The organism is Pelomonas sp. KK5 (assembly GCF_001984095.1).
In the GTDB taxonomy this organism is placed as follows: Bacteria; Pseudomonadota; Gammaproteobacteria; order Burkholderiales; family Burkholderiaceae_C; genus KK5.
In genome coordinates this window covers 1-26,373 of sequence record NZ_LYVQ01000057.1, presented here as the reverse complement: position 1 = coordinate 26,373, position 26,373 = coordinate 1, and the positions used below count along the sequence as shown (strand labels likewise).

25 protein-coding genes and 1 pseudogene are annotated in these 26,373 nt (G+C 69.0%); 14 read left to right on the top strand and 12 right to left on the bottom strand.

Features of this window, described 5'->3' with window-relative positions; all coding sequences use genetic code 11:
* Positions 1-11: 11 nt before the first annotated feature.
* On the bottom strand, positions 12-1,091 hold the full coding sequence (locus tag B0W88_RS11335) for an ABC transporter ATP-binding protein (RefSeq protein ID WP_077034764.1): 1,080 nt from the start codon (positions 1,089-1,091) through the stop codon (positions 12-14).
* An 84-nt stretch (positions 1,092-1,175) separates the two neighbouring features.
* On the opposite strand from B0W88_RS11335, the gene B0W88_RS11330 reads away from it, so the two are divergent.
* The 11 genes from B0W88_RS11330 to B0W88_RS35190 all read left to right on the top strand — a co-directional run bounded on the left by B0W88_RS11330 (position 1,176) and on the right by B0W88_RS35190 (position 12,763).
* Positions 1,176-2,420, top strand: a complete 1,245-nt coding sequence (locus tag B0W88_RS11330) for a TIGR03862 family flavoprotein (RefSeq protein WP_077034763.1) — start codon at positions 1,176-1,178, stop codon at positions 2,418-2,420.
* Between the two features lie 118 nt (positions 2,421-2,538).
* Positions 2,539-3,795, top strand: coding sequence for a parallel beta-helix domain-containing protein (locus tag B0W88_RS11325; protein WP_077034762.1), 1,257 nt, complete (start codon positions 2,539-2,541; stop codon positions 3,793-3,795).
* Between the two features lie 19 nt (positions 3,796-3,814).
* Complete coding sequence (locus tag B0W88_RS11320; RefSeq protein ID WP_077034761.1) at positions 3,815-4,996, top strand: SO2930 family diheme c-type cytochrome; 1,182 nt, start codon at positions 3,815-3,817, stop codon at positions 4,994-4,996.
* A 45-nt stretch (positions 4,997-5,041) separates the two neighbouring features.
* Positions 5,042-7,540 carry a TonB-dependent receptor gene (locus B0W88_RS11315; RefSeq protein WP_077034760.1) on the top strand — a complete coding sequence of 833 codons (2,499 nt, stop codon included), beginning with the start codon at positions 5,042-5,044 and terminating at the stop codon, positions 7,538-7,540.
* Positions 7,541-7,643: 103 nt separating this feature from the next.
* Positions 7,644-8,078: a hypothetical protein gene (locus tag B0W88_RS11310; RefSeq protein ID WP_158080842.1), complete on the top strand. Its 435-nt coding sequence runs from the start codon at positions 7,644-7,646 to the stop codon at positions 8,076-8,078.
* An 18-nt stretch (positions 8,079-8,096) separates the two neighbouring features.
* Entirely contained in the window at positions 8,097-8,444 is a 348-nt protein-coding gene (locus B0W88_RS11305) for an NIPSNAP family protein (protein WP_077034758.1), read from the top strand.
* A 53-nt stretch (positions 8,445-8,497) separates the two neighbouring features.
* Positions 8,498-9,007 carry a GAF domain-containing protein gene (locus B0W88_RS11300; protein ID WP_144006722.1) on the top strand — a complete coding sequence of 170 codons (510 nt, stop codon included), beginning with the start codon at positions 8,498-8,500 and terminating at the stop codon, positions 9,005-9,007.
* A complete protein-coding gene (locus tag B0W88_RS11295; protein WP_077034757.1) occupies positions 9,004-9,369 on the top strand; it encodes a gamma-glutamylcyclotransferase family protein in 366 nt (121 codons plus the stop codon). The genes B0W88_RS11300 and B0W88_RS11295 overlap by 4 nt, the downstream gene beginning before the upstream one ends.
* A gap of 61 nt (positions 9,370-9,430) precedes the next feature.
* Positions 9,431-9,817: a VOC family protein gene (locus B0W88_RS11290; RefSeq protein WP_077034756.1), complete on the top strand. Its 387-nt coding sequence runs from the start codon at positions 9,431-9,433 to the stop codon at positions 9,815-9,817.
* A gap of 28 nt (positions 9,818-9,845) precedes the next feature.
* Positions 9,846-11,096: a YbiU family protein gene (locus tag B0W88_RS11285; protein WP_077034755.1), complete on the top strand. Its 1,251-nt coding sequence runs from the start codon at positions 9,846-9,848 to the stop codon at positions 11,094-11,096.
* 119 nt (positions 11,097-11,215) lie between these two features.
* Positions 11,216-12,763 carry a methyl-accepting chemotaxis protein gene (locus B0W88_RS35190; protein WP_077034754.1) on the top strand — a complete coding sequence of 516 codons (1,548 nt, stop codon included), beginning with the start codon at positions 11,216-11,218 and terminating at the stop codon, positions 12,761-12,763.
* On the opposite strand, the gene B0W88_RS11275 is transcribed toward B0W88_RS35190, so the two are convergent.
* The 7 genes from B0W88_RS11275 to B0W88_RS11245 form a co-directional block, all read right to left on the bottom strand.
* Positions 12,753-13,796: a LacI family DNA-binding transcriptional regulator gene (locus B0W88_RS11275; RefSeq protein ID WP_077034753.1), complete on the bottom strand. Its 1,044-nt coding sequence runs from the start codon at positions 13,794-13,796 to the stop codon at positions 12,753-12,755. The genes B0W88_RS35190 and B0W88_RS11275 overlap by 11 nt on opposite strands.
* Before the next feature lie 7 nt (positions 13,797-13,803).
* Positions 13,804-14,892 carry an ABC transporter ATP-binding protein gene (locus B0W88_RS11270; RefSeq protein WP_077034752.1) on the bottom strand — a complete coding sequence of 363 codons (1,089 nt, stop codon included), beginning with the start codon at positions 14,890-14,892 and terminating at the stop codon, positions 13,804-13,806.
* Between the two features lie 5 nt (positions 14,893-14,897).
* Positions 14,898-15,815 (bottom strand): carbohydrate ABC transporter permease, encoded by a 918-nt coding sequence (locus B0W88_RS11265; RefSeq protein WP_077034751.1) that lies wholly within the window; start codon positions 15,813-15,815, stop codon positions 14,898-14,900.
* A complete protein-coding gene (locus B0W88_RS11260) occupies positions 15,812-16,753 on the bottom strand; it encodes a carbohydrate ABC transporter permease (RefSeq protein WP_083748728.1) in 942 nt (313 codons plus the stop codon). Before B0W88_RS11260 ends, B0W88_RS11265 begins: the two co-directional genes overlap by 4 nt.
* Positions 16,754-16,962: 209 nt before the next feature.
* On the bottom strand, positions 16,963-18,186 hold the full coding sequence (locus B0W88_RS11255; protein WP_077034750.1) for an ABC transporter substrate-binding protein: 1,224 nt from the start codon (positions 18,184-18,186) through the stop codon (positions 16,963-16,965).
* Positions 18,187-18,225: 39 nt separating this feature from the next.
* Complete coding sequence (locus B0W88_RS11250) at positions 18,226-19,575, bottom strand: GH1 family beta-glucosidase (protein ID WP_083748727.1); 1,350 nt, start codon at positions 19,573-19,575, stop codon at positions 18,226-18,228.
* Between the two features lie 139 nt (positions 19,576-19,714).
* A complete protein-coding gene (locus B0W88_RS11245; protein WP_077034749.1) occupies positions 19,715-20,365 on the bottom strand; it encodes a TetR family transcriptional regulator in 651 nt (216 codons plus the stop codon).
* 29 nt (positions 20,366-20,394) lie between these two features.
* Here B0W88_RS11245 and B0W88_RS11240 point away from each other — a divergent pair, with 29 nt between their 5' ends.
* Complete coding sequence (locus B0W88_RS11240) at positions 20,395-22,059, top strand: acyl-CoA dehydrogenase family protein (protein ID WP_233151689.1); 1,665 nt, start codon at positions 20,395-20,397, stop codon at positions 22,057-22,059.
* On the opposite strand, the gene B0W88_RS11235 is transcribed toward B0W88_RS11240, so the two are convergent.
* Positions 22,056-22,928: an aldo/keto reductase gene (locus tag B0W88_RS11235; protein WP_198937819.1), complete on the bottom strand. Its 873-nt coding sequence runs from the start codon at positions 22,926-22,928 to the stop codon at positions 22,056-22,058. The genes B0W88_RS11240 and B0W88_RS11235 overlap by 4 nt on opposite strands.
* A gap of 158 nt (positions 22,929-23,086) precedes the next feature.
* Here B0W88_RS11235 and B0W88_RS11230 point away from each other — a divergent pair, with 158 nt between their 5' ends.
* Positions 23,087-23,467: a hypothetical protein gene (locus B0W88_RS11230; protein ID WP_144006721.1), complete on the top strand. Its 381-nt coding sequence runs from the start codon at positions 23,087-23,089 to the stop codon at positions 23,465-23,467.
* On the opposite strand, the gene B0W88_RS11225 is transcribed toward B0W88_RS11230, so the two are convergent.
* Genes B0W88_RS11225 through B0W88_RS11215 form a run of 3 tightly spaced genes read right to left on the bottom strand, consistent with a single transcriptional unit; the run spans position 23,468 to position 25,814 of the window.
* On the bottom strand, positions 23,468-24,694 hold the full coding sequence (locus B0W88_RS11225; RefSeq protein WP_077034746.1) for a beta-ketoacyl synthase: 1,227 nt from the start codon (positions 24,692-24,694) through the stop codon (positions 23,468-23,470).
* Entirely contained in the window at positions 24,691-24,936 is a 246-nt protein-coding gene (locus tag B0W88_RS11220) for an acyl carrier protein (protein WP_077034770.1), read from the bottom strand. Before B0W88_RS11220 ends, B0W88_RS11225 begins: the two co-directional genes overlap by 4 nt.
* 2 nt (positions 24,937-24,938) lie before the next feature.
* Entirely contained in the window at positions 24,939-25,814 is an 876-nt protein-coding gene (locus tag B0W88_RS11215; protein WP_077034745.1) for a carboxylesterase, read from the bottom strand.
* 238 nt (positions 25,815-26,052) lie between these two features.
* On the opposite strand from B0W88_RS11215, the pseudogene B0W88_RS11210 reads away from it, so the two are divergent.
* Positions 26,053-26,373, top strand: a pseudogene (locus B0W88_RS11210) (hypothetical protein); the annotation flags it as partial.

Below are 26,373 nucleotides of genomic sequence, written 5' to 3'. Positions count from 1 at the left end.
TGTGATGGGACTCAGGCGATCGAAAGGCGCCGGCCGGTGCCGGCGTCGAACAGATGGGCGCGCTGCAGGTCGGGCTGCAGGTGGATGGTCGTGCCGGGCGCGAACTCGTGGCGCTCGCGGAACACCGCGCAGAGTTCGGTGCCCTGGTGGTGGCGGCAGGCGACGAAGGTGTCCATGCCGGTGGGCTCCAGCACCGCGACGCGCGCCGCGATGCCGCCGCTGCCCACCAGGCTCAGGTGCTCGGGCCGCGTGCCGTAGACGACCGGCTGGCCGTCGCTGCCACCGGCGCCCAGCGGCGCATCGAGTTGCGTGCCGTCGGCCAGTTCCACCCGCGCCGCGCCGCCCGCATGCCGCAGCGTGCCGGGCAGGAAGTTCATCGCCGGCGAGCCGATGAAGCCGGCCACGAACTGGTTGGCAGGCTGGTCGTAGAGCGCCAGCGGCCGGCCCGCCTGCTCGACCCGGCCGTCGCGCATCACGACGATGCGGTCGCCCATCGTCATCGCCTCGATCTGGTCGTGGGTCACGTAGACGGAGGTGGTGGCCAGGCGCTGGTGCAACTCCTTGATCTCGCTGCGCATCGCCACGCGCAGCTTGGCGTCCAGGTTGGACAGCGGCTCGTCGAACAGGAAGACCTGCGGGTCGCGCACGATCGCCCGGCCCATCGCCACCCGCTGGCGCTGGCCGCCGGAGAGCTGGCGCGGGTAGCGCTCCAGCAGCGCGTCGAGCGCGAGGATCTCGGCCGCGCGGGCCACCTTGGCGTCAACCTCGGCGCGCGGCAGCTTGGCCAGCATCAGCGCGAAGGCCATGTTGTCGCGCACCGTCATGTGCGGGTAGAGCGCGTAGTTCTGGAACACCATCGCGATGTCCCGTTCCTTCGGCGGCAGATCGTTGACGACGCGCTCGCCGATGCGGATCTCGCCGCCGTCGATCTGCTCCAGGCCGGCGATCATGCGCAGCAGCGTGGACTTGCCGCAGCCCGAGGGGCCGACCAGCACGGTGAAGGAGCCGGCCGGGATGTCCACGTCCACGCCGTGCAGGACCGGCGTCGTGCCGAAGCTCTTGCGCACCTGCCGGATCGTGACGCTGGCCATGGCGGCAGTATCGTTGGCCCGTCCCGGCCCGCTATCAGGGCAAGGCCCTACACTCCTGCCCCCACCAGCAGTCCCTCCTGTGCCATGACGAACACCCCATCACCCCGCAGCGTCGCCATCGTCGGCGGCGGACCCGCCGGCCTGATGGCGGCCGAAGCGCTGGCCGGGCAGGGCATCGCGGTGGATGTCTACGACGCGATGGCCTCGGTGGGCCGCAAGTTCCTGCTGGCCGGCAAGGGCGGGCTGAACCTCACCCACTCGGAGCCCTTCGAGCCCTTCCTGTCCCGCTTCGGCACGCGGGCGCCGCAGATCGAGCCGCTGCTGCGCGGCCTCGACGGGCCGGCCGTGCGCGAGTGGGCGGCGGGCCTCGGCATCGAGACCTTCGTCGGCACCTCGGGCCGCGTGTTTCCGAAGGACATGAAGGCGGCCCCGCTGCTGCGCGCCTGGCTGCACCGGCTGCGCGAGGCGGGCGTGCGCTTTCACATGCGCTCGCGCTGGGTCGGCTGGGATGAGGAGGGCGCGCTGCGTTTCGCCCGGCCAGGCGGTGAAGTGCTAACGGTCAAGCCCGACGCCACCGTGCTGGCGCTGGGCGGCGCCTCCTGGCCGCAGCTGGGCTCCAACGGCGCCTGGGTGGACCTGCTGCGCCAGCGCGGCGTCGAGGACGACGGCATCGCCCCGCTGCTGCCGGCCAACTGCGGCTTCGACCGCGCCACGCCCTGGAGCCCGCTGTTCGCCGAGCGCTTCGCCGGCCAGCCGGTGAAGCCGGTGGCGCTCAGCGGCCCCGGCTTCGTCAAGCGCCGCGGCGAGTTCGTCATCACCGCCACGGGCATCGAGGGCTCGCTGGTCTATGCCGCCAGCGCCGCCATCCGGGACGAGATCGCCGCGCACGGCTCGGCCACCATCGAGCTGGACCTGCTGCCCGACCGCGACGCCGCCTTCGTCGCCGCCGAGGTGGCGCGGCCGCGCGGTTCCCGCTCGCTGTCCACCCATCTGAAGAGCCGCCTCGGCATCGAGGGGCTGAAGGCCGGCCTGCTGCACGAGGCGCTGAGCAAGGACGAGTACCACGATCCGCAGCGCCTGGCCGCCGCGCTGAAGGCGCTGCCGATCACGCTCGCGGCCGCCCGCCCGGTGGCCGAGGCGATCAGCACCGCCGGCGGCGTGCGCTTCGAGGCGCTCGACGAGCGCCTCATGCTGAAGCAACTGCCCGGCGTCTTCTGCGCCGGCGAGATGCTCGACTGGGAAGCCCCCACCGGCGGCTACCTGCTCACCGCCAGCCTGGCCAGCGGCCGCGCGGCCGGGGTGGGAGTCCGGGAATTCCTTGCCAGTTGAAACCCTGATTGGCTGGGCAAACACTAGCCGAAGCCCCGCTTAGCCATCGTTATATTTCCTCCAGACCCCGGTTTTCCCTACCGTGGACATAACAAGTTATCTGGAGTGAGACGCTCGCATGGGAATCAAGACGGTGTTGGCCGTGGCTGCGGCATTGGCGCTGGCCGCCGGCTGCTCGAAGCAGGAGGCGGCCCCGGCATCCGCCGAGGGCGGCATCGCCGGTGACCTGAAGGTCGACGGCGAACTGCAGAAGAAGATCCAGGAAGCGCTGCTCGACGCCAAGCCCGGCTCGGTGGTGGAGATCCCGGCCGGCCGCTACCACTTCGACCGCGGGCTCTCGCTGCGCGCCAACGGCGTCACCCTCCGCGGCGCCGGCAAGGACAAGACCATCGTCTCGTTCAAGGACCAGCTCTCCGGCCCCGAAGGCCTGATCGTCTACGCCAGCGACTTCACGCTGGAAGGCTTGACCATCGAGGACAGCAAGGGCGACGGCGTCAAGATCAACGACGGCGAGAACATCACCGTGCGCAACGTGCGCGTGCGCTGGACCGGCGGCCCCAAGACCAGCAACGGCCCTTACGGCATCTATCCGGTCAAGACGAAGAACGTGCTGATCGAGGACTCCGAGGCCTGGGGCGCGGCCGACGCCGGCATCTATGTGGGCCAGAGCCGCGACGTGATCGTGCGCCGCTGCCATGCCGAGCAGAACGTGGCCGGCATCGAGATCGAGAACACGATCAATGCGGACGTGTACGAGAACGTGGCCACCGGCAACACCGGCGGCATCCTCGTGTTCAACATGCCCAACCTGACCCAGCACGGCTACGGCACGCGGGTCTACAAGAACAAGGCGGTCAAGAACAACCTCGGCAACTTCGGCGCCAAGGGCACGGCGGTGGCCAGCGTGCCGGCGGGGTCGGGTGTTGTCATCAACAGCAACTCCAAGGTCGAGATCTTCGACAACGACATCGCCGACAACCAGACGGCCAACATCATCGTGTCGAGCTACTACTCGACCGGCTACTTCACCCAGGGCGGCACCGAGCCGGATTACGACCCGTACCCGCGCGCCATCTATGTGCTGGACAACCGCTTCAGCGGCGGTGGCGACTCGCCTGACGGCCTGGACCTGAAGACGCTGAAGACGATGATGTTCGGCATCAACGGCCGCTTCCCCGACGTGCTGTGGGACGGCTACGTGGACGAGAAGCGCGCCGGCGTCGCCGAGGAGCGCATCTGTGTGAAGAACGGCAAGACCGAGGTCCTCAACGCCGACGGCCCGAACAAGTACAAGTCGCCCAAGGTCGACACCCAGACGCACGACTGCGAACTGCCGCGGCTCCCGGCCGTCGAACTGAAGGGCCGCAGCGCCTGATTTCCGAGACAAGATCCCGATGTACAACGTAGTCACCCTCTGGCGCGCCGCTGGCGCGCTGGTGCTCGGCGCCGCCCTGGCCGCCTCGCTCACCGCCTGCAAGAACACCAACGCCCCCGCGGCCTTCATCCCCGAGGGCCAGCCCGCCAGGCTCAGCGACTGGCACCAGTTCAGGACCGGCGCGCTGCGCGTGGAGCTCAACGAGGGCGTGCAGCCCTACGAGCTCAACACCCCGCTGTTCAGCGACTACGCGCACAAGCTGCGCACGATCTGGATGCCGGCCGGCACGCCACCGGGCAAGTACGCGCCGGAGGCTGCTTTCGAGCTGCCGGTCGGCACGGTGATCACCAAGACCTTCTACTACCCGAAGGCGGACGGCGCGCTGCTGCAGACCGCAACGAGCAGCAGCAACGCCGACCTGCTGGACGGCCGCACGCTGGACCTGTCCCGCGTGCGCCTGATCGAGACCCGCGTGCTGGTGCATCGCACGGAAGGCTGGGTCGCGCTGCCCTATGTGTGGAACGCCGAGCAGACCGAGGCCGTGCTGTCCCGCACCGGCGACGAGGCCGCGCTGACGCTGAAGGACGAGAAGAGCGGCGCCAGCCACTCGTTCACCTACGTGGTGCCCAACACCAACCAGTGCGCCAGCTGCCATGTGGCGAAGATCAAGGGCAAGGAACTGCAGCCGATCGGCCTGAAGGCGCGCCACCTGAACCGGCCCTTCACCTATGCCGGCGGCGCCACCGAGAACCAGCTGGAGCACCTGGTGAAGGCCGGCTTCCTGACGGGCCTGCCCGCCGAGGCCGCCACGATCCCGAAGAACGCCGACTGGCGCGACCCGGCCCTGCCGCTGGAGGCGCGCGCCCGCGCGTATCTGGACATCAACTGCGCCCACTGCCACAACCCGGTCGGCGCGGCCAACAACACCGGGCTGAACCTCGAGCCCTTCCTGCCGCCCAACCGCGTGCTGGGCCTGTGCAAGCCGCCGGTGGCCGCGGGCAAGGGCACCGGCGACCGCGGCTTCGGCATCGTGCCGGGCCAGCCGGACGCGTCGATCATGCCCTTCCGCCTCTCGTCCACCGAGGGCGGGATCATGATGCCCGAGCTGGGCCGCAGCACCGTCCACGAGGAAGGCCTGAAGCTGATCCGCGACTGGATCAAGGCCATGCCGGGGCAGTGCGTGCCGACGGACAAGACCTGACCCCGAACAACAGCAAGCAAAACCAGCAAAGAGGAGCAAGCGCGCATGAAAGCAAGCCAGACCCTGATCGCCATGGCCGCCGCGGCCGCCCTGGCGCCCGCCTTCGCGCAGGATGCAGCCAAGAGCGGCGATGCGCCGGTGCAGAACCTCGGCGTCGTGCAGGTCACCGGCCAGAGCCGGCTGCAGCAGCTGCAGGAGGTGCCGATCACGATGAGCGTGCTGGGCGCGGACACGATCAAGGCGGTGGGCGCCACCAGCATGGCCGGGCTCGACGGCCTGGTGCCGGGCCTCAGCGTGGAGGCCTCGCAGCCGACCCAGCCCGAGTACAAGATGCGCGGCCTCGGGAGCGGCGACTTCGGCATCGGCACCGACGCGCCGGTGGGCATCTACCTGAACGGCGTCTATGCCGGCAAGACCGGCGGCGCGCTGCTGAACTTCAACGACGTCAAGCGGGTGGAGGTGCTCAAGGGCCCGCAGGGCACGCTGTTCGGCCGCAATGCCGCCGGTGGCGCGATCTCCATCATCAGCAACGAGCCGGGCCGCCAGAGCGAGACCAGCGTGCTGCTGCGCCTGGGCAACCAGGGCCAGCACCATGCCGAGGTGCTGGGCAACGCGGCGATCAACGACAGCACCGCCTTCCGCTTCTCCGCCGTGCGCGAGCACAAGGACGGCTGGCAGACCAACCTCTACGACGGCAGCAAGTGGGGCGGCGACGACGGCTGGGGCACCCGCGCCGCGCTCAAGTGGACCGGCGGCGACACGACGGCGCTGCTGACCTGGGAGCACGAGCAGCTGAGCCAGAAGCCGCGCGCCATCATCGCGCTGCCCTCGGACACCAAGCTCGCCACCAACCCCTTCCCGGAAGACCCGAGCACCTGGCTCAACCCGATCCGCAAGACCTTCACCAACAACTACCCCGATGCGAAGGAAGCGCGCAAGTTCGATGGCGTCACGCTGCGGCTGACCCACGACCTCGATTTCGCCACCTTCACCAGCACGACCGCCTACCGCGGCTTCACCGCCCAGAACGTGCAGGACAACGACGGCAACGGCGTGTTCCTGACCTCGCTGTCCACCGGCAACTTCGAGAAGAACCGCAGCTGGCAGCAGGAGTTCCGCCTCAACGGCAGCAGCGACAAGCTTGACTGGGTGGCCGGCGTCAGCGCCTTCCACGAGAACGCGAAGCAGCAGACCGCGCTGTACTCCAACACCGCCACCGTCGACCTGGTCACCGGCAACGCCAGCGGCGGGCTGCTGACGCCCTTCGGCATCACCAACCAGTTGGCGGCGCTGGGCGGCATCCCGGCGATCAATGTCTCGGGCCTGCCCTGGACCGAGTCCATGTACAACACCGGCGTCAACAAGGCGGTGGCGGCCTATGGCGACGTGATCTGGAAGCTGACGAAGGACACCAACCTCACCGGCGGCGTGCGCTTCACCCACGACAGCAAGAGCTTCACCTGGTACAACCCGACGCGCGTGGCGCCCGAGCTGGACGCGGTGCTGGGCGCGCTGGGTCGCTTCGGCTTCTTCACCGGCGTCAACAGCGACGCCACGATGACGGCCGTGGCCGCGCAGCTGGGCATGTCGCTGGCGCAGCTGAAGGGCACGCTGGTGGCCGCGGGCCTGTCGCCCAACCTCGGCGACGACCTCTACGCGCTGATGACCAGCAACATCAACTTCAACAGCCCGCAGGCCACGAACTCCGTGGTGCGCAGCAGCGCCTCGTGGAACAACACCAGCCCGCGCCTGGTGATCGACCACAAGCTGAACAAGGACACGATGCTGTTCGCTTCGGTGACGCGCGGCTACCAGGCCGGCGGCTTCAACGCGATCTACAAGGAAGGCGTCAGCACCTTCAGCCCCGAGACCATCACCAACTACGAGATGGGCATCAAGGGCAGCATCCAGGACGCGGGCCTGTTCTACACCGCCTCGCTGTTCCACTACGACTTCAACAACCTGCAATCGATCGGCACCAGCAAGAGCTCCTCGGGCATCCTGACCTATGTCGTCAACGTGTCCGACCAGAAGGCCAACGGCGCCGACCTGGAAGGCTACTGGCAGATCAACCCGAACTGGCGCCTGTCCGGCGCCACCGAGCTGATCAACCAGACCTACAAGCACTACGCCTATGCCAAGGACGCGGCCACGACGATCACCATGGACGGCCAGCCGGTCGGCACGCCGCGCGTCTCGGCCACGCTGGGCGTGAACGCCCGCTACGGCATGCTGGGCGGCGAGGGCAGCGCCACGCTGAACTGGGCCTACTCCGGCGCGGCCCGCTGCAACGCCGAGACCAGCGACAAGTACACCTGCGGCAGCGTCCCGGCCTTCCGCGTCGGCAGCCCGACCCAGCGCTTCGACCTGCGCGTGGGTTGGGATGCACCGCAGAAGAAGTGGGGCGTGGCCGCGGTGATCAACAACCTGACCGACAAGCAGTACGTGGCCTACGTCAGCCCGCTGGGTTCGGCCGTCGGCTCGCGCACCGCCAACGTGACGGCGCCGCGCTCGGTGGCGATCGAGTTCAGTGCGAAGATGTGAGCATCGCCCAGGGATAGGACAACAACAGATGAAGACGCATCAATTGGCATGGCGCAGCGGAATCGCTGCGCTGGCACTGCTGGCCTTGCAGGCTTGCTCGACGGTGTCCCGCCTTGACGCCGCGGCGCCGGGCACCAAGCTGTCGCTCAGCGGCGGCATGGCCAGCAATGCGGAGCTGCCGCAGCAACTGCCGCTGGCGTCCAAGGCGACCGGCCAGTACCTGTTCAAGGCCACAAGCGCCGGCGGGCAGACGATGTTCGGCCTGTTGCCGCTGCATGTGAACGGCGGGACCATGGCCACCAGCATCCTGCTCTTCGCGCCGGCCCTGGTGATCGGTGGCTTCCGCGACACCTATCCGTTCTACCAGTTCGATCCGGACGCCGGCTTCATCCGCTACAAGATGAAGGAGCAGGACGAGTGGCGCATGAGCAAGCCCACGCAGGCCGAGAGCGACCGCGCGCGGGTGTTCTTCGAGAAGGGCAGTTTCGCGGCGTGCGCAGGCGGCAAGGAAGGCTGCGTGGCCGAGGCTTCGCGCTAGTCCGTCTCGGGGGTGCTCATGGCCCGCAAGTTCGTCGAGATCCGCAGCTACAAGCTCAAGCCCGGCAGCGCCGACCGCTTCATCGAGGCCTTCCGCCTGGCCCTGCCGCTGGTGCGATCCAGCGGCATGGACGTGGTGGCCTTCGGCCGCTCGGACCATGAGCACGAGAGCTTCTACCTGATCCGCGCCTTCGACAGCCGCGAGCAGATGGTGGCCCAGCAGGACGCCTTCTACTCGTCGGCCGCCTGGCGCGAGGGACCGCGCGAGCCGCTGGTGGCCTGCCTGGAGGACTACCTCAACACGCTGCTGTGGATGTCGGCGGCGGCTGTCGAGGACTTGCGGGCGAGCAACGGCCTGCCGCTCTGAGGCGCGGAACCCGATCCGGCGAGAATGCCTGTCCCGGTAGATCAGGCCACACGATGAGTTTCGAGACGACAGACACCCTGGACATGTCCAGCCCGCAGGCCAAGCACGAGGCCTACGCCACGCTGCTGGCGCAGGTGAAGGCCGTGCTGCACGGCGAGCGCGACTGGCTGGCCAACCTGGCGCAGTTCTCCGCGCTGGTGTACGGCGCCGTGCCGCAGCTGAACTGGGCCGGTTTCTACATGGCCCGCGAGGGCGAGGAACTGGTGCTGGGACCGTTCCAGGGCAAGGTCGCCTGCGTGCGCATCCCGTTCAGCCGCGGCGTCTGCGGCGCCTGCGCCCGCACGCAGCAGATCCAGCGGGTCGAGGACGTGCACGCCTTCCCGGGCCACATCGCCTGCGACTCGGCCTCGCGCTCGGAGCTGGTGCTGCCGGTGGTCGTGGATGGCCGCCTGCGTGCGGTGTTCGACCTCGACAGCCCGCTGCCGGCCCGCTTCGACGAAGCGGATGCACGCGGCTTCGCCGACGCCGTGGCGGCGCTCGCCGAGGCGACCGACTGGCCATGAGCGCTTCCCCGATGCTGGCCACGCAGCGCCTCTTCTCCTACGGCACGCTGCAGCTCGAAAGCGTGCAGCTGGCCACCTTCGGCCGCCGCCTGAACGGCCAGGCGGACCAGTTGCCCGGCTACCGGCTGGAGCAGCTGGCGATCCGCGACAGCGCCGTGGTCGCCACCAGCGGCAAGACCCACCATCCGATCGCCGTGCACACCGGCAGCGCCGAGGACCGCATCGAAGGCGCGGTGCTCGAGGTGACCCCGGGCGAACTGGCCCACGCCGATGCCTACGAGGTCGAGGACTATCGCCGCGCCGAGGTGACGCTGGCCTCGGGGCTGACGGCCTGGGCCTACGTCGACGCCCGCCAGTCCTGACTGGCTTTCGCCCTCGGGCGGCGGGCAGCTTATGCTGGCCGCCTCGCAGGAGGGATAGATCATGATCGACCACACCGGCCTCGTCGTCAGCGACTTCGAGCGCAGCAAGGCCTTCTATGCCGCCGCGCTGGCGCCGATCGGCTACGCGCTGCTGGCCGAGTTCCCGGCCGCCGTCACCGGCAGCACCGACGTGGCCGGCTTCGGCGAGCCGCCCAAGCCCGACTTCTGGATCAGCCGCGGCACGCCCAACCGGCCGGCGATCCATGTGGCCTTCCGCGTCGATTCGCGCGCCAAGGTCGAGGCCTTCCACCGCGCCGCATTGGCCGCCGGCGGCGGCGACAACGGTGCGCCCGGCCTGCGCCCGCACTACCATCCGAACTACTACGGCGCCTTCGTGCTGGACCCGGACGGCCACAACGTCGAGGCGGTCTGCCACGAGGCGCCCTGAGCCAGCACGCAACGCCTGGGAGCAAGCCATGCAGCAGTGGATGAACGATGTGCCGCGCGCCACCGCCGAGGCGCAGCGCGAGTTGCGGGCCGGCGTGCCCGATCTGGCCGGCCGCTTCGGGCGCCTGAGCGAAGCGCTGAACGACGAGGTCAGCGCGATCCGTGCGGAGCAGGCGGCCGGCGGGGCGGTGCCCGAGCTGGCCTTCGCCGACGTGGCCGCCGGCACGGTGACGCCGCAGCAGCAGGCACGGATCAGGCGGCGCGGCTGCGTCGTCGTGCGGGGTGTCTTCGAGCGCGCGCAGGCCGAGGCCTGGAACGCTGAAGTAGGGCGTTACATCGACGCCGTCGGCTACCTCGACCGGATGAAGGACAAGGCCGGGCTCGACAAGTACTTCAGCGCGCTCGCCTCCAGCAGGCCGCAGATCTACAGCCTGTACTGGTCGAAGCCGCAGATGGAGGCCCGCCAGCACGCGAACCAGGCCACCACCCGTGCCTGGCTGAACCGGCTGTGGACCTTCGAGAAGAACGGCCGGCGCTTCTTCGACCCCGACCGACAGTTCAACTACGCGGACCGCATCCGCCGCCGCGAGCCCGGCGATGCCAGCCTGGGCCTGTCCCCGCACTCGGACGGCGGCTCGGTGGAGCGCTGGTGCGAGCCGAGCTTCCGCCCGCTCTATCGCGAGGTGTTCGAGGGCGACCCGCTGGCGTTCGATCCCTTCGACGCCGAGCACCGGATCGCCACGAAGGAGATCCCGTCGCCCGCCGTCTGCTCGGCCTTCCGCACCTTCCAGGGCTGGACCGCGCTGAGCCGCCAGGGCCCCGGCGACGGCACGCTGCGCCTGGTGCCGGTGGCCGCCAGCACGCCGTGGATGCTGCTGCGCGCGCTGCAGCCGGACGTGCCGGAGGGCGATCTCTGCGGCGCCCAGCCGGGCCGCGCGCTGGGCGCCTCGCCGCAGTGGCATGCGCCGCTGCTGGCGGGGCTCGTGTCGATCCCGGTGATGGAGCCGGGCGATGCGATCTTCTGGCACAGCGACGTGATCCATGCGGTCGAGGACCGGCACGGCGGGACCGGCCCCAGCAATGTGATCTACATCGGCGCCGCGCCCTGGTGCCACAAGAACGAGGCCTTTGCGCAACGCCAGGCGGCGGCCTTCCTTGAAGGGCGCAGCAGCCCGGATTTCGCGCCGGAAGACTACGAGCTGGGCTTCGCCGGCCGCGCCACCCTCGATGAGCTGAGCCCGCTGGGCCAGCAGCAGATGGGCCTGCGACCCTGGGCCTGACGCAGGATGAGGCGCGGGGTCAGGCCATTTCTCCCGGTATCAAATCTTCACGTCCTGCAGTAGGCTCCTCGCGGGGAGATCCGGATCCACAGAGACCGGACCACGAGGAGACAAATGCCATGAACGCCCTGACCCGATTGAAGATCGGCCCCCGGCTGCTGCTGGGTTTCGCTGCCGTCCTTGTGCTGGCACTGGTGCTCGGAGTCTTCTCCGTGAACCGCATCGGCAAGGTCAACGACTCGACCACCGACATGGCCACCAACTGGCTGCCGGCCATGCGCGCGCTGGGCGAGTACCAGGGCGTGATGTCCTCGATCCGCCGCGCCGAGGCGCGCTTCGTGATGTCCGGCGACCCCGAGAAGTACAACCCGCAGATCAAGCGCGTCGAAGACCTGAAGGCCAAGGCCCAGGAAGCCTGGAAGCGCTATGCCGCGACCGTCGCCACCGACGAGGAGCGCAAGTACGAGACGGCGATCCAGGCCGCGCAGGCGGACTACTTCGCCAACGTCAGCGCGCTGGTGGCGCTGAAGCACGAGGACGCCAACTTCGATGCCGCCGGCAAGGCGCAGTACGACAAGGGGCTGACGCCGTTCAATGCGGTGATGGATACGCTGTCCAAGGACGTGGAGTTCCAGACCCAGGGCGGCGACGCGGCCTACAAGGACTCGCAGGCCGCCTTCGAGCAGACGCGCTGGGCGGTGGTGACGCTGCTTGTGGTGGCGATCGCGATCGGCGCGGTGCTTGCGCTGGTGATCACCCGCTCGATCACCGGCCCGATCGCGCGGGCCGTCACCGTCGCGGAGACGGTCGCCTCGGGGGACCTGACCTCGAACGTGTCCATCGACAGCCAGGACGAGACCGGCCAGTTGCTTGGTGCACTGAAGAAGATGAACGGCAGCCTGGTGGAGATCGTCACGCAGGTGCGCCACAGCTCCGATTCGATCGCCCACGGCTCGGCCGAGATCGCCACCGGCAATGCGGACCTGAGCCAGCGCACCGAGGAGCAGGCGAGCAACCTGGAGGAAACGGCGGCCTCGATGGAGCAGCTGACCGCCACCGTCAACCAGAACGCCGACACCGCCCGCCAGGCGGCACAGCTCGCGGGCAGCGCCTCGTCGGCGGCGATGCAGGGCGGCCGCGTGGTGGAGCAGGTGGTGGCCACGATGGGCGAGATCAGCGCGAGCAGCCGCAAGGTCGTGGACATCATCGGCGTGATCGACGGCATCGCCTTCCAGACCAACATCCTGGCGCTGAACGCGGCCGTCGAGGCGGCGCGGGCCGGCGAGCAGGGCCGCGGCTTCGCGGTGGTGGCCTCGGAGGTGCGCGGTCTGGCCCAGCGCTCGGCCCAGGCCGCCAAGGAGATCAAGATGCTGATCGGCAGCAGCGTGGAGAAGGTGGATGCCGGTTCGCGCCTGGTCAACGAGGCCGGGCAGTCGATGAACGAGATCGTCTCGCAGGTGAAGCGGGTCAACGACCTGATCAGCGAGATCAGCGCCGCCAGCGTCGAACAGAGCAGCGGCATCGGCCAGATCGGCGATGCAGTGAACCAGCTCGACCAGGTGACGCAGCAGAACGCGGCGCTGGTGGAGCAGAGCGCCGCGGCGGCGGAGAGCCTGAAGCACCAGGCGGCGAGCCTGGCGCAGACGGTGGCGGTGTTCAGGCTGTGAGGTAAGGCCCGTCCACCACCGACTCCCGCCACACCACCTCCGGCGGGAACTCCCGCTCCACCGGCAAGGCAAGGCCGTAGCACTGGTTCAGCAGGAAGCGGCAGCCGCTGATCGTGGTGCGCTGGATCGGGATGCGGATCGTCGTCAGGCGCGGGTGCGTGTAGCGGGCCAGCGCGCTGTCGTCGAAGCCCATCACGGACACCTCCTCCGGCACGCGCACGCCGGCATGGCCGAAGCAGGAGATCAGCGCCATCGCCATCATGTCGTTGGCGCAGAAGACGGCACTGAAGTTGATGCCCTTCTTGAGCAGCTTCTTCGCCGCCGCGTGGCCGCCGTCGAAGCTGAAGTCGCCGATCATCTGGCGGCTCTTGGGGATCTTCACGCCATGCAGCGCCAGCTCGGCATGGAAGCCGGCCATCCGCGAGGCGTTGTCGTGCGCGTACTGCAGGCCCGAGATGCAGGCGATCTCGCGGTGGCCCTTGGAGAGCAGGGCGCGCGCGGCCAGGCGGCCGGCCAGTTCATGGTCGCTGCTGAAGCAGTGCAGCAGGTTGGACGGGCTGGTCTGGTTCAGCAGCACCAGGCGCGGCATGCGGGCCCACAGGCCGTCGCAGTCGGCGTCGGTCAGCGCGTCGCCCATCACCAGCAGGCCGTCGACCTGGCGCTCGATCAGGAACTCGATGCCGTCCAGCGCCTGCTGGCGGTGCGCCTCCATGTCGTCGATCGAGATGTCGGCCGGCCCGCAGCCGTTGGCCGCCACCATGTGGCGGCTGGCGCCGCGCAGCTCGCGGTCCACGCAGTGCAGGATCGGGCCGTAGAAGTCGCCGGCGAAATCGGGCACGTAGATGCCGATCATGCCCGCGGAGCGCGTGGACAGCGCGCGCGCCGTCGTCGAGGGCTTGAAGTTCAGCGCTGCCACCGCCTCGTTGACGCGCGCCAGCGCATCGGCCGAGACCGAGCCGTTGCCCGAGATCGCCCGCGAGGCGGTGCCGACCCCGACGCCCGCGAGGCGGGCGACGTCCTTGATGGTGGCCATCGGGTTTTTACAAACGCTCTTGAGACTGCAGGTCGAAGAGGGACAGGTGCGAAGGCTGGATCGCGAAGCCGATCTTGCGGTCAAGTGCCGGCGCGGTGAATTGCGCATCGGCATCGACCGCCAGCGAGACGCCCTGCGCATCGAGCCACACCACCTGGCTGGCACCCATCGGCTCCACCAGCGAGACCAGCGCCGAGCCGTTGGCCCGCTCGCTGCCCGCCTCGGTCAGCGTGATGTGCTCGGGCCGCACGCCCAGCACGGCCTTCTCGCCGCCGGTCGGCAGCTTGGCGAAGGGATAGTCGGACACATCGACCCGCAGCGTCGGCGCGACGAAGAGGATCGTGCCCTCGGCGACCTCCAGCGTGCCTTCGACGAAGTTCATGCTCGGCGCGCCGAGGAAGCCGGCGACGAACATGTTCGCCGGCTTGCCGTACACATTGGCCGGCGTGTCGATCTGCTGGATCTTGCCCTGCTTCATCACCGCGATGCGGCTGGCCAGCGTCATCGCCTCCACCTGGTCGTGGGTGACGTAGATCATCGTGGCGCCGAGATCCTTGTGCAGCTGCTTCAGCTCGCGGCGCAGCTCGCCGCGCAGCTTGGCGTCGAGGTTGGACAGCGGCTCGTCGAACAGGAAGACCGAGGCCTCGCGCACCAGCGCCCGGCCGATGGCGACGCGCTGGCGCTGGCCGCCGCTGAGCTGCGAGGGCTTGCGGTTGAGCAGCTCGGTCAGGTGCAGCATCTTGGCCGCCCGGTCCACCCGCTTGGCGATCTCGGCCTTGGCCACGCCGGCGATGCGCGGGCCGAAGCTGAGGTTCTTCTCCACGCTCATCGTCGGGTACAGCGCATAGCTCTGGAACACCATGCCGATGCCGCGGTCCTTCGGGTCGGCCCAGGTGACGTCCTGGCCGCCGATGGCCATGGAGCCTTCGTGCACGTCGATCAGGCCGGCGATGCTGTGCAGCAGCGTGCTCTTGCCGCAGCCCGAGGGGCCCAGCAGCACGAGGAATTCGCCGGCGCTGACCTCGAGGTTCAGGTCCTTCAGGATGTCGAGGCCGGTCAGGCGGATGCCGAGGTTTTCGATGGTGACGTTGGACATTTCAATCAACCTTTCACTGCGCCTGCGGAGATGCCGCGCACGAACCAGCGGCCCGACAGCAGGTAGATGGTCAGCGGCACCAGCGAGGTGAGGATGGTGGCGGCCATGTTGACGTTGTAGAGGCGCTCGCCGGTGGTGGTGTTGATGACGTTGTTGAGCTGCACCGTCATCGGCAGGTTCTCGCGGCCGGCGAAGACCAGGCCCAGCAGGAAGTCGTTCCAGATATTGGTGAGCTGCATGATCACGGCCACAGCGATGATGGGCAGGGACATCGGCAGCATCAGCTGGAAGAAGATGCGCCAGAAGCCGCCGCCGTCGATGCGCGCCGCCTTGAACAGCTCCACCGGCACGCCGGCGTAGTAGTTGCGGAACAGGAGGGTCATCACCGGCATGCCGAAGACCGTGTGGATCAGCACGATGCCGGTCAGCGAGCCGAAGATGCCCAGCATCGCCGAGACGCGCACCAGCGGATAGAGCATCACCTGGTAGGGCACGAAGGCGCCGAACATCAGCACGCCGAACAGCCAGCCGGCCCAGCGCACGCGCCAGAAGGAGAGGGCGTAGCCGTTCAGCGCGCCGAAGAAGATCGAGATCAGCGTGCTGGGCACGACGATCTTCACCGAGTTCCAGAAGCCGACCTGGATGCCCTGGCACTCCAGGCCCGTGCAGGCGCTGGACCAGGCCTCGATCCAGGCGTCGAAGCTGGGCTTGCCCGGCAGCGCGAACAGGTTGCCCAGGCGGATCTCCTCCATCGGCTTCAGCGAGGTGGTGACCATCACGTACAGCGGGATCAGGAAGAAGATCGCCGAGGTGACCAGCAGCGCATAGAGGCCCAGCCGCGCGGGCGTGAAGGCGCTGCGCTTCTTCTTCGCCGCGGTGGACTTCGATCGCAGGGACACAGGAGCTTGCATGACGGTACTCATCGCTGCGCCTCCTTCTTCGCTTTCATCGCGCGGGCATACCACCAGGGCAGCAGCAGGGCCAGCACGGTCAGCAGCATCACGGTCGAGGCGGCGGATGCCAGCCCGATATTGGCACGGTTGAACAGGTAGTCGTAGATGAACTTGGCCGGCACCTCGGACGCATCGCCCGGGCCGCCCTGCGTCATCGCCACGACCACGTCGAAGACCTTGACCACGCCCACCGCCAGCAGCACGAAGGAGGTGCCGAAAGCCGGCGCCAGCTGCGGCATCACGATGGACAGGTAGTAGCGCCAGCGCGGCACGCCGTCGATGCGGGCGGCATGCCACAGCGACTCGTCCACGCCGCGCAGGCCGGCCAGCAGCACCGCCATCACCAGGCCCGAGGCCTGCCAGACGGCGGCGATGACGATCGTGTACAGCACGAACCGCTGGTTGACGATCCAGTCGAAGGTGAACTCGGGGAAGCCCAGGGCGCGCACCGTCGCCTGGATGCCCAGCTGCGGATTGAGCATCCACTGCCAGACCAGGCCGGTGGCGACGAAGGACATCGCATACGGGTACAGGAAGATCGTGCGCAGCACGTCCTCGCCGCGGATGCGCTGGTCGAGGAAGACGGCGAGCAGGAAACCCAGCACCAGGCAGGCGCCGACGAAGAGCACGCCGAAGATCAGCAGGTGGTTCAGCGAGATGGCCCAGCGCTCGTTCTCGAACAGCTTCTCGTACTGGGAGAGGCCGACGAAGTCGTCGCGCGGGAAGACCTTGGAGCTGCTGACCGAGATGCGGGCCGACCAGAACAGCGTGCCGATGTAGACCACCAGCACGGTGACGGCCATCGGCAGCAGCGCGATCTGGGCGGGAAGGGAACGCCACAGGCTGGCCCCGCGGGCCGGCTTGCCGGCAGCGCGGGGCGAAGGCCCGGGCAGGGTGGTACTGGCCATAAGGCCTCCTGGTACTTCAGACTTCCATGCGGCCACGCGGCAGGAGCGTCGCGTGGGCCTGGCTGTTGCGGCCGAGCGCCGGGCGGCTCCCAAGCCGGCCGGCATGCCGATGTTGCCCCGGGCTCGATGCCCGGGCAATCGGCGCCCCCTCGGGGGACCGACCGGCGCTGCGCGCGTTCAGCGCCGCAGTGCCGGGCGGGGGCTCACGTTTACTTCTTCAGTGCACCGGCCAGCGCCTTGGACACATCGTCCACGGACTGGTTGCTGTTCCAGAACTTGCTGACGATGTCGGTCACGGCGCCGACCATGTCCGGCGGCATCAGCGCGTCGGGGTTGGCGACCTGGCGCGAGGCCGTCTTCATCGCGGCCACGCCGGCCTGCGAGCAGATGTCCATCTTGCTGGTGTCGACGTCGGTGCGGATCGGGATCGAGCCCTTCTTCGCGTTGAAGGCGACCTGCGTGTCCGGCGCGGTGAACACGGCGGCCAGCTTTTGCTGCGCGCCGATGGCGGCCTTGTCGCTGGTCTTCGGGAACACGAAGACGTCGCCGGCCACCATGTACGGGGCGCTGGCGCCGAAGCCGGCGAAGCAGCCGTATTCCTTGCCGGCCGTCTGCTTGGCGTTGGCGAACTCGCCCTTGGCCCAGTCGCCCATGATCTGGAAGCCGGCCTTGCCGGTGATGACCATGGCGGTGGCGTCGTTCCAGTTGCGGCCCGGCGAGCCGGCGTCCACGTAGTCGTGCAGCTTCTTCAGCGTGGTCATCGCCTTCTTGAAGTTGGGCGTGTTGACGACGGCGGGGTCATGGTCCTTGAAGAACTTCAGGTAGGTCTCGGTGCCGCCGACGTGCAGCAGGATGCCGTAGAAGGTGATCCATTCCTGCCAGGCCTGGCCACCCAGGGCCAGCGGCACCAGGCCGGCGGCCTTGAGCTTGTCCAGCGCGGCGAAGAACTCGTCGATGGTCTTGGGCTCGCCCTTGACGCCGGCCTTCTCCAGCGCCGCCTTGGAGTACCAGAACCAGGTCGGGTTGTGGATGTTGACCGGCACCGCGTAGTAGTGGCCCTTGATCTTGATCGAGTCGATCACCGGCTTCGGCAGGATCTTGTCCCAGCCTTCCTTGGCCGCGACGGCGTCCACGTCGTTCAGCAGGCCTTCGTTGATCAGGTCGTGGTACTGCTGCGAGGTGTTGAACTGCGCAGCGGTGGGCGGGTTGCCGCCGGCCACGCGCGAGTTGATCGCGGCGCGCGCGTTGTCGGCGCCGGCCACGGCGTTGTCAACCCAGGTGCCGCCGGCCTTGGTGTAGGCGGCCGCCAGTTCCTTCACGGCGGCGGACTCGCCGCCGGAGGTCCACCAGTGGATGACTTCGGCCTTCTGGGCCTGGGCGCCTGCGCTCAGCGCCAGGGCGGCAGCGGCGGCGATTACTTTGAATTGCTTCATCTATGTCTCCGGTTGTAGGACTTCGTTGGTTGAAAAAAGTCAGGCTCTTGCGGCCAGAAATTCCCTGAGCTGGAGCGCGCTGTCTTTCGGTGTGCGCTTCTGTGTTGTGTAGTCGACGTGAACCAGGCCGAAGCGGCGCTCGTAGCCGAAGGCCCATTCGAAGTTGTCCATCAGCGACCAGCAGAAGTAACCCTTGACGTCGACGCCATGCTGCTTGGCGTTGGCGACGGCCTGCAGGTGCCGGTTCAGGAAGCTGATGCGCTGCTCGTCGTGCACCTGGCCATCGGGGCCGACGGCGTCGTCCGAGGCCATGCCGTTCTCGGTGATGTAGATCGGGGGCAGCTTGTCGCCGTACTGGGCCTTGAAGCTGACCAGCAGGTGCTCGAGCCCCTGCGGATGGACCTCCCAGCCCATCTGCGTGCGCTCGACGTCCTTCAGCGGCACGTCCTTGAAGCCGTGGGCGCCGTCGCTGTGCAGGTTCATCCGGAAGTAGTAGTTGATGCCCAGGAAATCGATCGGCTGCGAGATCGTCTCCATGTCGCCTTCCAGCACCAGCGGGCGGCTCTCGGGCCACAGGCGCTCCAGCGCCTTCGGGTACGTGCCCTTGAGCAGCGGGTCCAGCACCCAGTTGTTGTGCTGGACTTCATAGAGCATCGCGGCGTCCTGGTCCTCGGGGGCCTGGCTGTCCGAGGTGCCGCGGCCGACGTTGGCGACGATGCCGCGCTTGGCGTTCGGGTCGTTCGCCTTCAGCGCCGGCAGGGCCAGGCCGTGGCCCAGCAGCAGGTGGTGCATGGCGGGGCGCACATAGGCGATATTGGCCTTGCCCGGTGCGTGGTGGCCGTTGCCGTAGCCCAGGAAGGCGGAGCACCAGGGCTCGTTGAGCGTCATCCAGCCGGCGACGCGGCCCTTCAGCTCGCGGCTCATCAGGTCCGCGTATTCGGCGAAGCGGTAGGCGGTGTCGCGGTTGAGCCAGCCGCCGCGGTCTTCCAGGTGCTGCGGCAGGTCCCAGTGGTAGAGCGTCACCCAGGGCTGGATGCCCTTTTCCTGCAGGCGGTCCAGCAGGCGCTTGTAGAAGTCCAGGCCCTTGTGGTTGGGGTTGCCCTTCTCGTCCATCACGCGGCCCCAGGCGGTGGAGAGGCGGTAGGCGTCCACGCCCAGGTGGGCCATCAGGTCCACGTCCTCGGCCCAGCGGTGGTAGTGGTCGCAGGCGAACTCGCCGGTGTCGTTGTTGAGGATCTTGCCGGGCGTGTTGCAGAAGGTGCCCCAGATGCAGGGCAGGCGGCCGTCGGTGGCCCAGGCGCCTTCGATCTGGAAGGAGGCGGTGGCGACGCCCCAGAGGAAGTCGGGGGTGGCCAATGCGGCCGGCGGCTGGAGGCGCAGGGTCGACATGCTTTGTCTCGTCCTTGAACTGCTGTTGTAGTGCTCTGGAATTTCGGATTGGAACCGTTTCCAAAAAGTGGCGCTATTGCAGCAGTCGGGCGGCTGCGAGTCATTGGGGATAACCCTCAAACTCGACGGCTTTGCAAAGTTACGTTCGGGTACTCGCGGCGGCCAGATACGCGTGCATCGCCAGCAGCAGTTCCTCGCGCAGCGAGCCCTGGGCGTCGAAGGCCGGGCCCAGCGTCAGCAGGGCCTGCGTGACGGCGCCGTAACCGATGCTGTGGAGCATCCGTGCCACCGTCGCCGCGCGTGCGGGCGGCACTTCATCGCCGAGCGCCTGCTGCCACAGCGCGACCCACTGCTCGTACTGCCGCGCGTAGACCTCGGGCGCCGTGACCTCGCGTTCGAGCCGGAACAGCGCGGCCCAGGCTTCCCGATCGTCGGCGATCTGCGCGAGCTGCAGGTCCAGCATCGCCTCGACCCGCGCGGGCAGCGGTGCTTCCCGATGCGCCTCCGCGCAGGCCTGCAGCTGCGCCGCCAGCGCCTTCACGCGCAGGTGGATCGTCAGCGCTGCCAGGCCGCGCATGTTCGCCGCGTATTCGTAGAAGGTGCCCACGCCGACGCCGGCCACCGCCGCCACCTCGCGCACGGTCACCTTCGCCAGGCGGCCCTGGTGTTCCAGCAGAACCCGAACAAAGGCCTGCTGCAGCGCCTCGGCGCTGACCCGCGCCCGGGACTGGCTGGGCTTGCGCCGGGTGCTGCCGGCGGCTGGCGAAACCCGAACACTGTTGCGGCTCATTTTTCCTAGACTTGGACGATCGATCACCGATGGAGACGAATGCAATGGAAGCCTGGCAGACCCATGAGATCGCCAACCAGGTCGATGAACGGCGCGACTACAACTTGCTGGACACCGACGCGCCGCTGCTCGAAGCGCTGCAGCGGGCCGGCGCCGAGAGCTTCGTGCCCGGCCTCTCGCGCTACAGCGAGGAACTCGGCCGCAGCTTCGGCCTCGGCGAGCAGGCCAACGAGCACACGCCCGAACTGCAGCTCTTCGACAAGCGCGGCCGCCGCGTCGACTTCATCGATTTTCACCCGAGCTGGCACGCGCTCGCGGCGATGTACCGCCGCCAGGGCCTGGTCTCGCTCCCCTTCGACAACGACAGGCAAGGCCGCTGGGCCGCCTGGGCTGCGGGCTTTTACCTGCAGGGCCAGGTCGAGGCCGGCGTGCTGTGCCCGGCCACGATGACGCAGGCCGCCATTCCCGTGCTGCAGAAGGAGCCCGCGCTGTGGGCGCAGCTGCAGGACAAGCTCGTCTCCACCGACTACGACGAGCGCGACGTGCCGATCGCGCAGAAGCGCTCGATCCTGATCGGCATGGGCATGACCGAGAAGCAGGGCGGCTCCGACGTGCGCGCCAACACGACGACCGCCACGCCGGTGGGCGAGGCGGGCCGCGGCAACGAGTACCGCATCCGCGGCCACAAGTGGTTCTTCTCCGCGCCGATGTGCGATGCGCACCTGGTCGTGGCCAAGACCGGGGACGGCAGCCCCGGCTGCTTCTTCGTGCCGCGCTGGCGGCCCGACGGCACGAAGAACGCCGTCCACATCCAGCGCCTGAAGAACAAGCTCGGCAACCGCAGCAACAGCAGCTCCGAGGTCGAGTTCCACGACGCCTATGGCGTGCTGCTCGGCGAGCCCGGCCGCGGCATCCCGACCATCATCGAGATGGCCACCTACACGCGGCTGAACTGCGTCGTCGGCAGCGCCGGCATCCTGCGGCAGGCGCTGGTGCAGGCGCTCTCGTATGCCCGCGGCCGCAGGGCCTTCGGCCACCTGCTGGTGGAGCAGCCGCTGATGCGCGCGGTGCTGGCCGACCTGGCACTGGAGAACGAGGGCAACGTCGCGCTGATGATGCGGCTGTGCGAGGGCTACGAGAACCAGCATGAGCCCACGCAGCGCGCCTGGATGCGCATCATGACGCCGGCCGCCAAGTTCTGGGTCTGCAAGCGCGCGGTGGAGCTGACCGGCGAGGCGATGGAGGTGCTGGGCGGCAACGGCTATATCGACGACGGCATCATGGCGCGCCTGTTCCGCGAGGCGCCGGTCAACTCGATCTGGGAAGGCTCGGGCAATGTGATGTGCCTGGACGTGATGCGCGCCATCGGCCGCGAGCCGGAGGGCTTCTTCGCGATCCTCGACGAGCTGGCGCGCGATGCGGCCGGCGAACCGCGTCTCGTGGCCGAGGTGCAGGCGCTGCGCGAGCTGGTGACGACGACCCCGCCCGCCGAGCTGGAAGCGCTGGGCCGCCGCCTGGCCGAACGCCTGGTGCTGGCGGCCATGGCCGTGCTGCTGCATCGCGATGCGCCGCCTGCCGTCGCGCAGGCCTTCGTCGCTACGCGGCTCGATGCCCGCTGGGGCCGCGTGGCCGGTGGCATCGATACCCGCGGCCTCGATGTGGAGGCCTTGCTGCAGCGTGCCTTTCCGGCCTAGTTCATCGCCAGCGGCGCCTTGCCGCTGGGCCGCGGAAAGCGCTGCTCGATCGCCCGCATCTCGTCGTCGCCCAGGCTGAGCGTGGCGGCCGCCAGGTTCTCCTGCAGGTGGGCGGCGCTGGTCGCCTTCGGGATCACCACCACGCCAGGCTCCGCCAGCAGGCCGGCCAACGCCACCTGCGTGGCCGACACGCCGCGCGCGCGGCCGATCTCTGCCAGCACCTTGTCCTTCGCCATGCGCCCCTGGTCGATCGGGCTGTAGGCCATCAGCGGCATGCCGCGCTCGCGCAGCCAGGGCAGCAGCGCGTACTCCGGGTTGCGCTCGCCGAGCGAGTACCAGACCTGGTTCAGCACGCAGTCGCCGCTGATCGCCTGCAGCTCCTCCATGTCGTCCACGTCGAAGTTGCTGACGCCCCAGCGCCGGATGCTGCCGGCCGCGGCCAGCGCCTGCATCGCCTCGACCGTGTACGCGAGCGGATGCTGGCCACGCCAGTGCAGCAGGTAGACGTCGACCGTGTCCAGACCCAGGCGACGACGGCTGCGGTCGCAGGCGGCCCGGGTGCCCGTTCGGCTGGCGTTGTGCGGGTAGACCTTGCTGACGATCGTGAGGTCTTCGCGCCGGACGTCGCCGGCCCGCATGGCCTCGGCCAGCGCGATGCCCACGATCTCCTCGGCAGCGCCTTCGCCGTACATCTCGGCGGTGTCGATCAACCGGTAGCCGAGTTCCAGCGCCTGGCGTACCGCGGCGACCTCGGCGGCGCGGCTGCCGCGCGACTCCCCGAAGCGCCAGGTGCCCAGGCCGAGGACGGGCATCGCCAGTGGAACGGCGGTGCCGCCGGGCAGTTCAATCGTGCGCATGGTGGTGGTGATGGCCGTGGTGGCGATGCGGTGATTCTCCTTCGTCAACGCAGCGGACATAACGACACAAATCAGCGCAAGGACGGATGGACGCTGGCCATTGCAGCCCCATAGGATCGAATCCCCGGGTCAGGCCGCTCGCCGCCCCCAACGCAGAGGAGTGTTCCACCATGCCACTGGTTGTATTGCAGACCGCCAAGGTCGCGGACCGTATCGACTTCATGGACAAGACCGCGCGCACCGAGATCACCAACAAGATCGGCGTGCCGATGATGTCCAGCTCGCTGAACCTCTCCGACAAGGAGATCAAGGAATACACCGCGCTGATGGAGAAGAACAAGGGCAAGCCGGCCGAGTTCTTCCTCGACTTCGACGGCCAGTTCCTCACCTACGGCATGCGCATCGGCTCCACGAAGAAGGAGTTCACCAGCCTCAAGCTCACCACCGACGGCGTCAAGGTGCCGGATCTTGACAAGGCGCGCGACAACCTCGTCAACCGCGGCGTGATGACCAAGAAGCAGCTCGAGGCGCTGAAGGAACGCAATATGTGATCACTCGGCCTTCGAGAACACCAGGCTGACGTTGGTGCCGCCGAAGGCGAAGGAATTGCTCAGCGCATGGCGCAGGCCGGCGGCCCGTTCGCCCTGGCCGAGCACATGGCCGAGGCCGGTGCAGGCCGGGTCCAGCGCCTGCGTGCCGGCGGTCGGCGGGATCTCGCCGCGCTCCAGCGCGAGCACCGTCCACAGCGCCTCGACCGCACCGGCCGCGCCCAGCATATGGCCGTGCGCGGCCTTGGTGGAGCTGACGCGCAGGGCCGGCGCGGCCTCGGCCCACAGCTCGCGCAGCGCGGCGCATTCGACCGGATCGCCCGCGACCGTGGCGGTGCCGTGTGCATTGCAGTAGCCGACGTCGGCGGGCTGCAGGCCCGCCGCGGCCAGCGCGCGGCGCAGCGCCGCCATCTGGCCGCGCTGGTCCGGGTTGGTGAGGTGGGCGGCGTCGCAGCTGATCGCGCTGCCGGCCAGCCAGGCGCGGATGCGCCGGCCTTCGCGCAGGGCATCGTCCTCGCGCTGCAGCACGAAGAAGGCCGCGCCTTCGCCGAGCACCAGGCCGGCCCGGTCGGGCGAGAAGGGCCGGCAGCTGCGCGCCGGGTCGGCCTCGTGCGGCGGGGCCAGCGTGCGCAGCGCCTGCCAGGCGGCGACCGTGCCCTTGGTCAGCACCGCTTCGACGCCGCCGGCGATGGCCACGTCGACCTCGCCGCGGCGCAGCGCGTGCGCCGCTTCGGCCAGCGCGGCGGCGCTGGACGCGCAGGCGACGGCGTAGGTCAGCACGGGGCCGCGGATCTGGCATTGCAGGGCCAGTTGGGCCGCGGCGGCGTTCACCATGCTGGTCGGCACGGTGAGCGGCGGCACCCGCCGGCCCGCATACAGCGCGGCGTAGGCCGAGTCGATCGTGGACGCCCCGCCCATGCCGGTGCCGAGGTAGAGGCCGACGCGCTCGGCATCCGCCCAGGGGCCGCAGCCGGCATCGTCGATCGACCGGCGCGCCGCCGCCAGCGCCATCTGGCTGACGCGCTCGGTGCCGACCTGCTGGAGCTTGGGCAGCACGGCGGCCACGTCTTCCTGGACTCGCGCGGCGGCGATGTCGGGCAGGCCCTCGAAGCTCATGAGCCCGATGGCGGACTCGCCCGCCATCAGCCGCGCCCAGGCACCGTCGAGGTCCGCGCCGAGCGGGCTCGACAGGCCGAGCCCGACGATGCCGACGCGCGAGCTGGTGGTCATGCGGCTTGCGGCGTGGCCGTCAGCGAATCCAGCATCTGCGCCAGGCCGCGCAGCGTGGTGATGGACGTGGCGGCCGAGTCGGGCACGGTGACGTGGAACTCGTCCTCGATCGTGAAGATCAGCTCGGCCAGCGTCAGCGAGTCGATGTTGTAGTCGGCGAAGGGCGCGTCGGCGTCCATCTTGCTCTTGTCCACGTCGAACTTGTCGTGGATGAGATCCTGGAGGCGCTCGATGCTGTTCATGATCATGAAGTCCTGGCGTAGGCGTCCGCGATGCGCGGGCTGGTGGGGAAGTGGGTGGCGCTGGCGGTGCGTGCGTGGTCGCCGCCGGGCCTCAGCCGGGCGGCGAAGCCGGCGATCAGCTCGGCCACCTGCTGGCGGTCGTTGTCGGCGCTGACCATGTGGTAGCTGTTCTCCAGGACCTCGAGCCGGGCGACGCCGCTGCGCTGGCGCTCGAAGGCCTTGCGGACCGTGTCGAGGCGGCAGATCTCGTCCTCGCGGGCGTGCAGGGCCAGCAGCGGGCGGTGCTGCTCGTCCAGCAGGCTGCGCGCATGCCGGGACAGCAGCTCGCTCTGGCGCACCACGTTCAGCGGCACGCTGGCCGGCCCCACCAGCGTGGCCTCGACGCCGTCCATCTGCGCCCGCACCCACTGGCGCATGCGCTCGTTCTTCAGGCCGTAGGGCTCGCGCTCGGACATGGCGAACCAGCGCGAGATGCCCAGCCCGTAGGCGATGTGGCGCAGCCGGTACCACCAGGGCAGGCCCCAGCCGTTGTAGGCCAGCAGCGGCGACAGCAGCGCCAGGCCGCGCAGCGGGGCGCGCGGCAGGCGGTCCGCCACGGCCAGGGCCAGCATCGCGCCGGAACACAGGCCGCCGATGATGGCAGGCTCGCCGTCCTCCAGCAGCGCGGCGACGGCCGTCGTGGCCGCATCGACCCAGTCGGTCCAGCGGGCATCGGTGGCGAGCATGCCGTGGCTGTAGCCGGGCACGGTCGGGCATTCGAGCTGCAGGCCCAGGCGCCGCAGCGGGTGGTGCAGCAGGCTGAACTCCTTGGGCGTGCTCGCCAGGCCATGGAGGAGGATGAGCCGGCGCACGGGCAGGATCGCTGAATCGGTCGACATTGAAAGGGCTTGGCGGCGTTCCGCATGCATGGACGCAAGGCGGCGGAGTCTAAGAGGCTTTGTGCCTGGAACGAACGGGTCACGCCGATACGCGGGGGCAGAGCAAGGGTGGTCGGTATGCGGTCAGGTAGTCAGAGCTATGAAGGGCGCTTTGCTTGGCTTCGTGTCAGTGCTTCTTGCGCGTTATGCAGCGCGCCGCTGGATGATTCTTCGACCGTCTTCCCTTCAATCGCCTGACATGAAATCCTGTCATCGCCGCGGGCCTCTTGCGCTGGGCCTCGCCTGCGGCCTGCTGTGCAGCGGCACGCCGGCGCTGGCCGCGGGCACGCTGCTGCTGATCGACGCACCGCCTGCCGAATCGACGCTGTCGGCCGGCCTCAGCGCGCGCGGCTGGCCGGCCGCGCCCGGCGCCACGAAGCAGGACCACGCGCTCTGGCCCGCCTTCGACTACGCCGCGCCCAACGGCTTCTTCGCCTCCACCGACAACAGCATCGGCTGGAACCTCGCCCCGCAGTTCATGGACGAGGCGGGCGTGAAGACCTGGCAGTGGGGCGCGCGG